Consider the following 13,054-nt stretch of genomic DNA (forward strand, 5'->3'; position numbering starts at 1 on the left):
ATGATGCGCCTGCCGCGCCAGCGGCTCTCGCTCCCGAAGGGGTGACAAAGCGCATCGCCTCGGTCGGGGATGGATCCCTCGGCGCCTCCGCGTCTCTGCGCGATCAGCACTCTTCTTCCGCTTCGCGTCCTCGCGTCTTCGCGTGAACCCTCCATCGCGCTCGCCCGTGCCGACCGCCGGTCGTTCGCGCCCGCGTGTGCTGACCTAAGCCCTGTCGTCCGCCGCCGCTTCGCTGGTCGCCGCCGCGTGCCATAGCACGCCATAGCCGAACAGCCCCGACACCAGCGACGCCGCCAGCACCGCGAGCGCGGCCATCTCGGTCAGTTCGGGTTCGGCGAAGGCGAGCTCGGCGATGAACAGCGAGATCGTGAAGCCGATCCCCGCCACCGCGCCGATGCCGAGCACCATCCGCCACGTCACGCCATCGGGCAGCCGCGCCTGGCCGACGCGCGTCGCCACCCAGGTCGCGGCGAGGAAACCCACCGGCTTGCCCAGCGCCAGACCGACGACGATCCCGAGTGCCAGCGGCGAGTGGAGCGCCTCGCCGATCAGCTCGCCCGAGAAGTGGATCCGCACGTTGGACAAAGCGAACAGCGGCAGCACGATGTACGACACCCAGGGGGTGAGGATGCGCACCAGCCGCTCCGCCGCCTCGTCGGTCGCTGCCGCCATCTCGTGGAGATAGCCGAGGCGCTGCTGGGCTTCCTCGCGATATTGCTCCGCTTCCTCCTCGTCGCTGGCCTGGTCCGCGGCGCGCTGGGCCGCCTTGAGTTGGTCGACCGGCCGCTGCACGCCCTCGACGAAGCGCTTCTCCGACAGGCGTGAACTGGTCGGCAGCAGCAGCCCGATCGCCACGCCCGCGATCGTCGGGTGGACGCCCGAGCCGAGCACGCCGACCCACACCACCAGGCCGCAGGCGATGTAGAGGATCGGCGCTACCCAGCGCAGCCGCAACAGCACTACCATCGCGGCATAGCCGGCCGCGGCGAGCAGCAGGAAATTGGCGTGAAGCGCGCTGGTATAGGCGACCGCGATGACGAGCAGCCCGAACACGTCGTCGATCGCGGCGAAGGCGAGCAGCACCGCGCGCACTGCCGGGGGCAGCCGCGTGGTGAACATCGCGACGATGGCGAGGCTGAACGCGGTGTCCATCGCCGCCACCACGCCCCAGCCGTGCTGCGTCGGCGTGCCGTAGTTGAAGGCGAGATAGAGGCCGACCGGCACCACCAGCCCGCCGATCGCGCCCGCGACCGGGAAGACCGCGGTCTGCCACGAGCTCAGTGCGCCCTTGACGAACTCGCGCTTCACCTCGGTGCCGATGATGAGGAAGAACAGCGGCATCAGCGCGTCGTTGACCCATTCGGCGACCGAGCGCTCGATCGCCCAGCTGCCGTAGCTGACGCGCAGCGGACGGTCCCACAGCCGCGCATAGTCCGCGCTCCACGGCGAGTTGATCGCGACCAGCGCGACCAGCGAGGCGAGCAGCAGCGGCCCGCCCGATACCTGGCCGATCGCGAAGAAGGGCTCGATCTTGCGCAGGAACCTGGCGGCGGACGAGTGGTGCGCGCGGGCCGCGACCTGGCCGGAGAGGCGCGGGCTGAGCGCCATGCATGCGTTCTCCCGGAGGTGACGAGTGGAGGGGATACGGGCGAGCGGGGCGGGGCGTTCCCTGCGGTGGCGGCCGACTGACACGGATCAATGACGAAGCGCGGACACGCCGCTTCTCACCATCATCCCGGACTTGGTCCGGGATCCACCGTGCCGCTTATCCGGGGATCGTTGCTCGCGCGGACGAGTGGATCCCGGACCAAGTCCGGGATGACGCCAAGGGGGAGGCTTGGCGAGCGCCGTAAGCCCCTAAGCCTCAGCTCGACCTGATTCCCTCACATCACCCGATACGGCACCGCGTACCGCTCCGCCGGATCGACAACGATCGCGCGGTCGGTCGGGGGGAAGGCGCGCTGGTCGCAGTCGGCGCGCGGGCACAGGCGACAGCTGATGCCGATCGGGGTCGCCGCGCCGCGCCGGTCGACCGCGTCGGCGTAGACGAAGTCGGCGGCGTGGCGCGCCTCGCAGCCGAGCAGCACCGCGTAGCGGCGCGGGCTGCGCGCGAAGCGCCCCGACGGCTTGACCAACCCCTTGGCGAGCGAGACGTAGCGCGCGCCGTCGGGTGTCTCGGCGAGCTGGACCAGGATGCGGTCGGGGATCGCTGCCGCCTCGTGGACATGCCACAGCGGGCAGGCACCCCCGAAGCGCGCGAACTGGAGCGGCGTCGCCGAGTGGCGCTTGGTGATGTTGCCCGCCATGTCGACGCGGCAGAAATAGAATGGGATGCCCTCCTCACCGGGGCGCTGCAGCGTCGAGAGGCGATGGCAGGTCTGCTCGAAGCTGGTGGCGAAGCGACGCGCGAGCCGGTCGATGTCGTGGCGCACGCGGCGCGCCTCGGCGCGAAAGGCGCGGTAGGGCATCAGCAGCGCGCCCGCGGCGTAATTGGCCAGCCCGGTGGCGAGCAGCCGCCGCGCCTCGTCCTGCACCAGCGGCGCGGCGGCGACGATCGCATCGATCGGCGCGGCGAAGACGAGCGCGGCGAGGCGGTGCGCGATCAGGAAATGCCGGCTCTCGGCCGGGAGCGCCGCGGCGAGCGTCAGTCGTGCGCCGTCGAAGCGCGCGAGTGGGGCGTCGTCGTGCTGGTCGGTCGCGATCGCGATCCCGTGGGCGTGCAGTGCCGCCTCGACCCACCCGACGTCGCCCGCGCCGCCCTGCTCGCCGGCGAGCGCCTCCGCGGCGCGATCGAGCGGGTCGACGTAATTGCCCGCCTCGTGGAACCAGTCGCGCACCGCCTCCCACGGCAGCCGCGCGCCCGCGCCGGCGGTCATCGCTTCCTCGGCGAGCGCGGCACGCGCGTCGGCGGCGCGCTTGGCGGCGTGGAGCGCGATCAGCCGGTCGGCCAGGTCAGGACTCTGCTCGGCGAGGCGCGCGACCTCGTCGGGGGGCATCGGCGCGACGGCGGGATCGCCCAGCGCCTGCGCCAGCGCGGTGAGCCGCCGCGCCGGCACCTCGCCCTCGATCTGCGCCAGCGCGGCCGGGAAGTGGCGCGCGAGTGCGGCGAGCACCGCGCCGGTGAGCGGGCGCTCGTCGCCTTCGAGCTGCGACAGATAGCTCACCGACAGTGTCAGCCGCTGCGCCATGGCGCGTTGGGTGAGGCCGGCGGCGCGGCGCAGGTCGCGCAGCGCGGCGCCGGCGTAGAGCCGCTGCCTCATCGCATCGCCCTAGTTCGCAAGATCATGCTTCGCAAGTTCGCAACTTCGCATTTGCGCGCGCGCGCCGTGGCGGGCAGGACGGCGCCGCACGTCACGGGAGAGCTGCATGTCCTCGACCATCGCCGAGCTGGAACGCCGTCGCGCCGCCGCCCGCGCGGGCGGCGGCGAGAAGCGCGTCGCCGCGCAGCACGCCAAGGGCAAGCTGACCGCGCGCGAGCGGCTCGACGTGCTGCTCGACGAGGGCAGCTTCGAGGAGGTCGACATGTTCGTCCAGCACAATTGCGTCGACTTCGGCATGGCGGAGCAGGTGATCCCGGGCGACGGCGTCGTCACCGGATCGGGCACGATCAACGGCCGCCTGGTGTTCGTGTTCAGCCAGGATTTCACCGTGTTCGGCGGCTCGCTGTCCGAGCGGCACGCACAGAAGATCTGCAAGGTCATGGACATGGCGCTGAAGGTCGGCGCGCCCGTGATCGGCCTCAACGACAGCGGCGGCGCGCGCATCCAGGAGGGCGTGGCGAGCCTCGGCGGTTATGCCGAGGTGTTCCAGCGCAACGTGCTCGCTTCGGGCGTGGTGCCGCAGCTCAGCCTGATCATGGGGCCGTGCGCGGGCGGGGCGGTCTACTCGCCGGCGATGACCGACTTCATCTTCATGGTGAAGGACTCGAGCTACATGTTCGTCACCGGCCCCGACGTGGTGAAGACCGTGACCAACGAGGTGGTCACGCAGGAGGCGCTGGGCGGCGCGGTGACGCACACCACCAAGACCAGCGTCGCCGACGTGGCGTTCGAGGACGACATCGAGGCGCTGCTCGCCGCGCGCGATTTCATCGACTTCCTGCCCGCGTCGAACCGCGAGGCGGCGCCCGAGCGACCGACCGCCGATGCCTGGGACCGGATCGAGCCGAGCCTCGACACGCTCGTCCCCGCCAACGCCAACCAGCCGTACGACATGCACGAGCTGATCCGGAAGGTGGTGGACGAAGGCGACTTCTTCGAGATCCAGCCGGCGCACGGCGGCAACATCCTGTGCGGCTTCGGGCGGATGGAGGGGCGCACGGTCGGGATCGTCGCCAACCAGCCGATCGTGCTGGCGGGCGTGCTCGACATCAACGCCAGCCGCAAGGCGGCACGCTTCGTGCGCTTCTGCGACGCCTTCGAGATCCCGATCGTGACTTTCGTCGACGTGCCCGGCTTCCTGCCCGGTACGGCGCAGGAGCATAACGGCATCATCAAGCACGGCGCCAAATTGCTGTTCGCTTATGCCGAGGCGACCGTGCCCAAGATCACCGTGATCACGCGCAAGGCCTATGGCGGCGCCTATGACGTGATGGCGTCCAAGCATCTGCGCGGCGACCTCAACTACGCCTGGCCGACCGCCGAGATCGCGGTGATGGGGGCGAAGGGCGCGGTGGAGATCATCTTCCGCGGCCGTACGCCGGACGAGATCGCCGAGCGCACCGCCGAATATGAGGCACGCTTCGCCAATCCCTTCGTCGCGGCGAGCAAGGGCTTCGTCGACGAGGTGATCCAGCCGCACTCCACCCGCCGCCGCATCGCGCTGGGGCTGCGCAAGCTGCGCGGCAAGTCACTGGAGAACCCTTGGAAGAAGCACGACAACATTCCACTCTGAGCACCGCCCTCCAGATATGATAAGGAGATGCTAAGGAGCGAGGCGATGCAGACTGAACGTGTGACCTTTCTCACCACTCCCGACCACAAGGCGGCTTTGGATGCTTTCGCGCGCGCGAAGGGCATGTCGGTTGGTCATGTCGTCCGTGAGGCGACGAGCCGCTATCTGCTGGAAGTCGAGATGACGGAGGAAGAGCAAGCCGCTTTTCTCTTGCGCGAGCTTAGCGAAGCGGTGCCACGGATGCGCGCTGACATCGACGCGGCCATCGCGAGCATCGATCGAGCGAATGCGGCCGTCGACGCGGTGCTCGCGGGCGAGGAGCCGCGCGGATGAGCTTCGTGGGAGATACGCTGGCTGGGCTGCGTCGCATATTGCTGCTGGAAGACGACACGCGTCGCCTGAAGGACAAGGTGTCGGAACATGCGGAGCGTCTTGTTGCACTCGCCGAGGCTCACGCGGTGCTGCGCGATCGAGTCAGCAGGCTCGAAGGCGTGATCGAGGGCGCGGCGATGGTGAATGCGCGCCGCCGGATAGAGGAATAATTGTGAGGTCCACCCTCGGCCGCCTCAACCATGTCGGCGTCGCGACGCCCTCGATCGAGCGCTCGGTCGAGACCTACCGCACCTTGCTCGGCGCCGCGGCGATCGGCGAGCCGTTCGACCTGCCCGCGCAGGGGGTGCGCGTCTGCTTCATCGATACGCCCAACACTCAGATCGAGCTGATCCAGCCCTATGACGAGAGCTCGCCGATCACCGGCTTCCTGCGCAGGAACCCGGCGGGCGGCCAGCATCACGTCTGCTTCGAGGTGCCCGACATCCACGCCGCGGTGGCGCATCTCACCGCGCAGGGGGCGACCGTTCTGGGCGAGCGGCGGATCGGCGCGCATGGGACGCCGATCGTGTTCGTCCACCCGCGCGACATGGGCGGCGTGCTCGTCGAACTGATGGAGACGCCCCACGGAGACCCGCATGACTGAGCCGGCGTTGATTCTCACTGAGCGGCGCGGCGACGTGCTAGTGCTGACGCTCAACCGACCCGATCGGCTCAACGCTGCCCCGCCGGCGATGTTCGAGGCGATCACCGCCGCCTTGGCCGATCTCGGCACCGCGCGCGCGGTGCTGATCAAGGGCGCCGGTCGCGCCTTCTGCTCGGGCGCCGACGTCGGCGCGGGCGCGCTCACCAGCGACGATCCCGGCGCGGCGACGCACGCGGCGCTGACCGAGTCCTACAATCCCGCGATCCTCGCCGTCGCCGAGGCGCGCGTGCCGGTGGTGAGCGCGGTGCGCGGACCGGCGGCGGGGATCGGGTGCAGCCTCGCGCTCGCCGCCGACCTGTGCGTCGCCAGCGACACCGCCTATTTCCTCCAGGCCTTCGTCAACATCGGGCTCGTCCCCGACGGCGGCGCGAGCTGGCTGCTGCCGCGGCTGATCGGGCGCGCGCGCGCCGCGGAGATGATGCTGCTGGGCGAGCGGGTGCTCGCCGCCAAGGCGCTCGACTGGGGCATGATCCACAGACTGGTCGCGGACGTCGACCTCGACGCCGCGGCGTTCGCGCTGGCCGAGCGGCTCGCCGCCGGGCCGACGGTGGCGCTCGGCGCGATCCGGCGCGGGCTGCACGCCGCGCTGGAGAGCGACCTCGCCACCGCGCTGGCGCGCGAGGCCGACGACCAGCGCGCGATGCGCGGCACCGCCGACGCGGTCGAGGGCGGCACGGCGTTCCTCCAGAAGCGCGCGCCCGCGTTCAGGGGCGCCTGACATGGCCGAAATCGAGACTAACCTCGGCGAGGATGCCGGCAGCACCCGCGAACCCGCCGCTGTGCCCGAGCCGACGCCGCGGCCGAGCCATGTCGACTGGCAGGCCGCCGCCGCGAAGGAGGTGAAGGGCAGGCACCTGACCTGGCACACGCCGGAAGGGATCGCCGTCAAACCGCTCTACACCGCGGACGATGTCGCCGGCTGGGACCCGGGCCTGCCCGGCTTCGCACCGTTCACGCGCGGGGTGCGCGCGTCGATGTACGCAGGCCGGCCGTGGACGATCCGGCAATATGCCGGCTTCTCCACCGCGGAGGAGTCGAACGCTTTCTATCGCCGCAATCTCGCCGCGGGTCAGAAGGGCCTCTCCGTCGCCTTCGATCTCGCGACGCACCGCGGCTATGACAGCGACCATCCGCGCGTCACCGGCGATGTCGGCAAGGCGGGCGTCGCGATCGACAGCGTCGAGGACATGAAGATCCTGTTCGACGGCATCCCGCTCGATCAGATGTCGGTCAGCATGACGATGAACGGCGCGGTGATCCCGATCCTCGCCTTCTTCATCGTCGCGGGCGAGGAGCAGGGCGTCGAGCGCGCCAAACTCGACGGGACCATCCAGAACGACATCCTCAAGGAGTTCATGGTCCGCAACACCTATATTTACCCGCCCGAGCCGAGCATGCGGATCATCTCGGACATCTTCGCCTATACGTCGCGCGAGATGCCCAAGTTCAACAGCATCTCGATCAGCGGCTATCACATGCAGGAGGCGGGAGCGACGCAGCTCCACGAGCTCGCCTTCACGATCGCCGACGGCATCGATTATGTGAAATATGGCGTCGCGAGCGGGCTCGACATCGACAAGTTCGCCGGGCGGCTGTCGTTCTTCTTCGCGATCGGCATGAACTTCTTCATGGAGGTGGCGAAGCTGCGCGCCGCGCGGGTGCTGTGGCATCGCGCGATGACGCAGCTCGGCGCCAAGGACGAGCGCTCCAAGATGCTGCGCACGCACTGCCAGACCAGCGGCGTGTCGCTGACCGAGCAGGACCCGTACAACAACGTCATGCGCACGACGATCGAGGCGATGGCGGCGATGCTGGGCGGCACGCAGTCGCTCCACACCAACGCGCTCGACGAGGCGATCGCGCTGCCCACCGACTTCTCCGCGCGGATCGCGCGCAACACGCAGATCGTGCTGCAGGAAGAGACGGGGATGACCAAGGTCGTCGACCCGCTCGGCGGCAGCTATTACGTCGAGAGCCTGACCAAGAGCCTGGTCGACGGCGCCTGGGCGATCATCGAACGCGTCGAGCGCGAGGGCGGCATGGCCAAGGCGGTCGCCGCCGGCTGGCCCAAGGCGATGATCGAGGAGGCCGCCGCGGCGCGTGCGGCGCGGGTCGACCGCGGTGAGGACGTGATCGTCGGCGTCAACAAATACCGGCTCGCGGGCGAGGCGCCGATCGACATTCTCGACGTCGACAATGTCGCGGTGCGCGAGGCGCAGGTGCGGCGCATCGCCGCGGTCAGGGCGGCGCGCGACGAGGCGGCGTGCCAGCGCGCGCTCGATGCGCTGCGCGAGGGCGCGCGCGGCAACGCTAACCTCCTCGCGCTCGCGGTCGACGCCGCCCGCGCGCGCGCCACGCTCGGCGAGATCTCCGCCGCGATGGTGGACGTGTTCGGCCGCTTCGGCACGCACCCCAAGCCGGTGAAGGGCGTCTACGGCGGCGCCTATACCGACGACGAGCGATGGGCGCGGCTGGTGCGCGGCGTCGAGGCGACCGAGCGGCGGCTCGGCCGTCGCCCGCGGATGCTGGTCGCGAAGATGGGGCAGGACGGCCACGACCGCGGTGCCAATCTCGTCAGCAGCATGTTCGGCGATCTCGGCTTCGAGGTCGTCCCCGGTCCGCTGTTCCAGACGCCGAGCGAGGCGAGCGCGCTCGCGCTGGAGCAGGACGTCGACGTGGTCGGCGCCTCCAGCCTCGCCGCTGGGCACAAGACGCTGATCCCGGAGCTGATCGGCCACCTGCGCGAGGCCGGACGCGCCGACATCAAGGTGATTGCGGGCGGCGTCATCCCCGCGCAGGACTATGATATGTTGCGCCAGGCCGGCGTGCAGGCGATCTTCGGTCCCGGTACCAACCTGATCCAGGCGGCGGAGGAGGTGCTCCGCCTGCTCGGCCACAATATGCCGCCCGACGAGGAGACCGCGTGATGTTCCTCTGCCGGCGCGATGACGCGCCACGCTGCCGCGCCCCCCATCGTCATCCCGGACTTGTTCCGGGATCCACCGCGCCGCGTACCCAAGGGCCGTCGCGTCGGCGGGACCGTGGATCCCGGGACAAGCCCGGGATGACGGTAGGGGCTGTCATGCTCACGTACCTCGCGCTCGTCGCCACTCCCGCCGCGGCGCAGACCCAGGCGCAGATGAACCAGCAGGCCGGCGCCGCGTACAGACAGGCCGACGCACAGATGACGAAGGCGTGGCGCGTGCTCTACGCCGACATGAAGAAGCGCGACGCCGCCGACGGCTCACGCGGCGGCGGCTTCGGCTATGCTGCGGCGGCGCTCGCCAGCCAGCGTGCGTGGCTCCAGTTTCGCGACCGGCAATGCGTGCTAGAGAGCGGCGAATACGCCGGCGGCTCGCTCCAGCCGATGGCGCAGGCGCAATGTCTGGCGAAGCTGACGCGCGGGCGGACGCAGCAGTTGAAGGGAATGCAGTGGACGAAGTGACGGGCGCGGTACGCAACGACTGGACGCGCGACGAGATCGCGACGCTGTTCGACCTGCCGTTCGACGAGTTGATGTGGCAGGCGCAGTCCGTCCACCGCGCGCATCACGCGCCGGGGCAGGTGCAGCTTTCCACGTTGCTGTCGATCAAGACCGGCGGCTGCCCGGAGGATTGCGGCTATTGCTCGCAGTCGGTCAGCGCGGAGAGCGGCGTCAAGGCGACCAAGCTGATGGACGTGCGCGCGGTGCTGCAGGCGGCGGCGCAGGCGAAGGACAATGGCTCGACCCGCTTCTGCATGGGCGCGGCGTGGCGCAATCCCAAGGACCGCGACATGGACGCGATCGTCGCGATGGTCGAGGGCGTGCGCGGCATGGGGCTCGAGACGTGCATGACGCTCGGCATGCTCGAGCCGCATCAGGCCGATCGGCTCGCGGCGGCGGGGCTCGACTATTACAACCACAATATCGACACCTCGCCCGAGCGTTACAGTGACGTGATCACGACGCGGACCTTCCAGGAGCGGCTCGACACGCTCGATGCGGTGCGCTCGGCCGGGATCAACGTCTGCTGCGGCGGCATCGTCGGCATGGGCGAGACGCGCGAGGATCGCGTCGGCTTCGTCCACGCGCTGGCGACGCTTCCCGAGCATCCGGGCAGCGTGCCGGTCAACGCGCTGGTGCCGGTTAAGGGCACCGTGCTCGGCGACATGCTCGCCGACACCCCGCTGGCCAAGATCGACGAGATCGAGTTCGTCCGCACCGTCGCGGTAGTGCGCATCACGATGCCCGCGAGCATGGTGCGCCTGTCGGCCGGGCGCGAGAGCATGTCGGACCCGACCCAGGCGTTGTGCTTCATGGCGGGCGCCAACTCGATCTTCACCGGCGACAAGTTGCTGACCGCAGGGAACGCCGGCGACGACAAGGACGCCGCGCTGTTCGCCAAGCTCGGCGTGACGCCGATGGCCGCGGAGTGCCGGCTGGCGCAGGCGGCGGAATGAACTGGCGCAGGGTCATCGCGTTCGTCCTGTGGACAGCCGTGGTGACCCTGGCGTTTCTCGCTATCGCGTTCGTGGCGTTGATCGGCGATTGCCCGGAACACGTCATCAGTGGTTGGCAGGGCGGCACCGCCTGCGGCGACCAGAAACGCGTCGTCGCTCGATCTCTCGTGATCGCTTTCCCGCTCCTCTGGCTGCTGGGAACGATCGGTATTTTCCGTCGCTGGAGCCGCTGATGTTCAAGAAGATCCTGGTCGCCAACCGCGGCGAGATCGCCTGTCGCGTGTTCCGCACCGCCAAACGGATGGGGCTCAAGACGGTGGCGGTCTATTCTGACGCCGACGCGCGCGCGCCGCACGTGCTGATGGCGGACGAGGCGGTGCGGCTCGGGCCGGCGCCGGCGGCGGAGAGCTATCTCAAGGCGGAGCTGATCCTGCTGGCGGCGAAGGAGACCGGCGCGGACTGTATCCATCCCGGATACGGTTTTCTGTCGGAGCGGGAGAGCTTCGCGCGCGCCTGTGCCGAGGCGGGGATCGCCTTCGTCGGCCCGCCGCCGAACGCGATCGCGGCGATGGGCGACAAGATCGAGTCGAAGAAGCTGGCGAAGCAGGCGGGCGTCAACGTCGTCCCCGGTTTTCTCGGCGAGATCGCCGACACCGACGAGGCGGTGCGGATCGCGGGCGAGATCGGCTACCCGGTGATGATGAAGGCCTCGGCCGGCGGTGGCGGCAAGGGGATGCGGCTCGCCTGGAGCGAGCAGGACGTGCGCGAGGGTTTCGAGGCGACCAAGCGCGAGGGCCTCGCGTCCTTCGGCGACGACCGCGTCTTCATCGAGAAGTTCATCGAGAGTCCGCGCCACATCGAGATCCAGGTACTCGGCGACCAGCACGGCAATATCGTCTATCTCAACGAGCGCGAATGTTCGGTGCAGCGCCGCCATCAGAAGGTGGTCGAGGAGGCGCCGTCGCCCTTCGTCACACCGAAGATGCGCGCCGCGATGGGCGAGCAGGCGGTCGCGCTGGCGCGGGCGGTCGGCTATTATTCGGCCGGTACCGTCGAGCTTATCGTCTCGGGCGCGGACACGACCGGTGAGAGCTTCTACTTCCTCGAGATGAACACGCGGCTCCAGGTCGAGCATCCGGTGACGGAGGAGATCACCGGCCTCGATCTGGTCGAGCAGATGATCCGCGTCGCGGCCGGCGAGCCGCTGGCATTCGCGCAGGGCGATGTCGGCATCCATGGCTGGTCGATCGAGAACCGCGTCTATGCCGAGGACCCGTATCGCGGCTTCCTGCCGAGCATCGGGCGGCTGGTGCGGTACAATCCGCCGGGGGCGAGTGAGGCCGCAGATCAAGACCCGTCATCGCCGCGCAGGCGGGGATCCATAACCCATGTCGCCGATGGAGCCGCGGACGTCGCGTCTCTGGATCCCCGCCTGCGCGGGGATGACGGTGAGGGAGGAGAGCACGCCGAAACTCAAGCCATCGTCCGCGTCGACGACGGCGTCGCCGAGGGTGGCGAGGTCAGCATGTTCTACGATCCGATGATCGCCAAGCTGATCACCTGGGCGCCGACGCGCGAGGCGGCGATCGACGCGCAGGTGGCCGCGCTCGACGCGTTCGAGATCGAGGGGCCGGGCACCAACATCGACTTCCTCTCGGCGCTGATGCAGCACCCGCGTTTCCGCGAGGGTCGGCTGACCACCGGCTTCATCGCCGAGGAATATCCCGACGGCTTCCACGGCGCGCCCGCCTCCGCCGAGCTGCTACGCGACCTCGCCGCGATCGCCGCCTTTGCCGCGACCGCACAGGCGGATCGCGGGCGGCGGATCGAGGGCCAGCTCGGGCATCGCCTCCAGCCACCCGCCAACTGGGTGGTGCGGATCGGCGGCGTCGATCATGAGGTCCATGTCTCGCCCGACGCGATCAGCGTCGACGGCGCGCCGCTCGAGATCGGCATCGAATATACACCCGGCGATCGCCTGATCGAGGCGGAGCTGGCGGGCGAGGCGCGTCTGTCGGTGCGGATCGCGCCGACGCGCACCGGTTTCCGGCTGACGACACGCGGCGCCAGCCATGTCGCGCGCGTGCTGCCCGCGCGGGTCGCGCCTTACGCGCGGCATCTGCTCGAGAAGGTGCCGCCCGACCTGTCCAAGTTCCTGATCGCGCCGATGCCGGGGCTGCTCGTCCGGCTCGACGTCGCGGTCGGCGACAAGGTCGAGGCCGGCCAGCCGCTCGCGGTGGTCGAGGCGATGAAGATGGAGAACATCCTGCGCGCCGAGAAGAGCGCCACGGTGAAGACGGTCAACGCGGCGGCGGGCGACAGCCTGGCGGTGGATCAGGTCATCCTCGAGTTGGAGTGAGGGGGAGGGGCGCGCCACCTTCGCGCAAGGTGCCGCCGCCTCTTTCTTCCCGTTCCGTCATCCCGGGCTCGACCCGGGATCCATCGCGCCGCGAGCGCCGCCGGCGTTGCTCTCGCCGCACCATGGATCCCGGCGCGAGGCCGGGATGACGGTGATGAAAGAGCGAGGCGCGTTTTGGGTCAGCACCAACTGTGCCGCCAGCGCCGCAGCCGCTGAATGCGCGGCACCGTGGATCCTGAAACGAGTTCAGGATGACGCCCTTTTCGTCAGCCGTGCCTCATCACGGCGCGGTCCATCACCGTCACCATGCCGCCTGCCGCCACGGC

Annotated in this window: 12 protein-coding genes; 10 read left to right on the forward strand and 2 right to left on the reverse strand. The window is 69.7% G+C overall.

What is annotated here, in order from left to right; translation table 11 throughout:
• Nucleotides 1-204 precede the first annotated feature (204 nt).
• Both nhaA and EV292_RS02795 read right to left on the reverse strand, forming a co-directional pair.
• Nucleotides 205-1,608, reverse strand: a complete 1,404-nt coding sequence (gene nhaA, locus EV292_RS02790) for a Na+/H+ antiporter NhaA (RefSeq protein WP_132907641.1) — start codon at nucleotides 1,606-1,608, stop codon at nucleotides 205-207.
• Between the two features lie 275 nt (nucleotides 1,609-1,883).
• Nucleotides 1,884-3,260 carry an XRE family transcriptional regulator gene (locus EV292_RS02795; RefSeq protein WP_132907642.1) on the reverse strand — a complete coding sequence of 459 codons (1,377 nt, stop codon included), beginning with the start codon at nucleotides 3,258-3,260 and terminating at the stop codon, nucleotides 1,884-1,886.
• 106 nt (nucleotides 3,261-3,366) lie between these two features.
• Between EV292_RS02795 and EV292_RS02800 the strand changes: the two genes are divergently transcribed.
• The 10 genes from EV292_RS02800 (at nucleotide 3,367) to EV292_RS02840 (ending at nucleotide 12,728) form a co-directional block, all read left to right on the forward strand.
• Nucleotides 3,367-4,893: an acyl-CoA carboxylase subunit beta gene (locus EV292_RS02800; RefSeq protein WP_132907643.1), complete on the forward strand. Its 1,527-nt coding sequence runs from the start codon at nucleotides 3,367-3,369 to the stop codon at nucleotides 4,891-4,893.
• 45 nt (nucleotides 4,894-4,938) lie between these two features.
• A complete protein-coding gene (locus EV292_RS02805) occupies nucleotides 4,939-5,226 on the forward strand; it encodes a hypothetical protein (RefSeq protein ID WP_132907644.1) in 288 nt (95 codons plus the stop codon).
• Nucleotides 5,223-5,435: a hypothetical protein gene (locus EV292_RS22490; RefSeq protein WP_165926973.1), complete on the forward strand. Its 213-nt coding sequence runs from the start codon at nucleotides 5,223-5,225 to the stop codon at nucleotides 5,433-5,435. The genes EV292_RS02805 and EV292_RS22490 overlap by 4 nt, the downstream gene beginning before the upstream one ends.
• On the forward strand, nucleotides 5,435-5,869 hold the full coding sequence (gene mce, locus EV292_RS02810; protein WP_132908156.1) for a methylmalonyl-CoA epimerase: 435 nt from the start codon (nucleotides 5,435-5,437) through the stop codon (nucleotides 5,867-5,869). The genes EV292_RS22490 and mce overlap by 1 nt, the downstream gene beginning before the upstream one ends.
• A complete protein-coding gene (locus tag EV292_RS02815; protein ID WP_132907645.1) occupies nucleotides 5,862-6,647 on the forward strand; it encodes an enoyl-CoA hydratase-related protein in 786 nt (261 codons plus the stop codon). The genes mce and EV292_RS02815 overlap by 8 nt, the downstream gene beginning before the upstream one ends.
• Before the next feature lies 1 nt (nucleotide 6,648).
• Entirely contained in the window at nucleotides 6,649-8,856 is a 2,208-nt protein-coding gene (gene scpA / locus EV292_RS02820; RefSeq protein ID WP_243693572.1) for a methylmalonyl-CoA mutase, read from the forward strand.
• Nucleotides 8,857-9,011: 155 nt separating this feature from the next.
• The gene (locus EV292_RS02825) at nucleotides 9,012-9,374 is read left to right on the forward strand and encodes a lysozyme inhibitor LprI family protein (RefSeq protein ID WP_132907646.1); all 363 of its coding nucleotides are present in this window, start codon (nucleotides 9,012-9,014) and stop codon (nucleotides 9,372-9,374) included.
• A complete protein-coding gene (bioB, locus tag EV292_RS02830) occupies nucleotides 9,362-10,369 on the forward strand; it encodes a biotin synthase BioB (RefSeq protein WP_132907647.1) in 1,008 nt (335 codons plus the stop codon). The genes EV292_RS02825 and bioB overlap by 13 nt, the downstream gene beginning before the upstream one ends.
• Entirely contained in the window at nucleotides 10,366-10,602 is a 237-nt protein-coding gene (locus tag EV292_RS02835; protein WP_132907648.1) for a hypothetical protein, read from the forward strand. Before bioB ends, EV292_RS02835 begins: the two co-directional genes overlap by 4 nt.
• Nucleotides 10,602-12,728 (forward strand): acetyl/propionyl/methylcrotonyl-CoA carboxylase subunit alpha, encoded by a 2,127-nt coding sequence (locus EV292_RS02840; protein ID WP_132907649.1) that lies wholly within the window; start codon nucleotides 10,602-10,604, stop codon nucleotides 12,726-12,728. Before EV292_RS02835 ends, EV292_RS02840 begins: the two co-directional genes overlap by 1 nt.
• The last annotated feature ends 326 nt before the right edge of the window (nucleotides 12,729-13,054 follow it).

The organism is Sphingomonas sp. BK235 (assembly GCF_004345855.1).
GTDB lineage: Bacteria > Pseudomonadota > Alphaproteobacteria > Sphingomonadales > Sphingomonadaceae > Sphingomonas.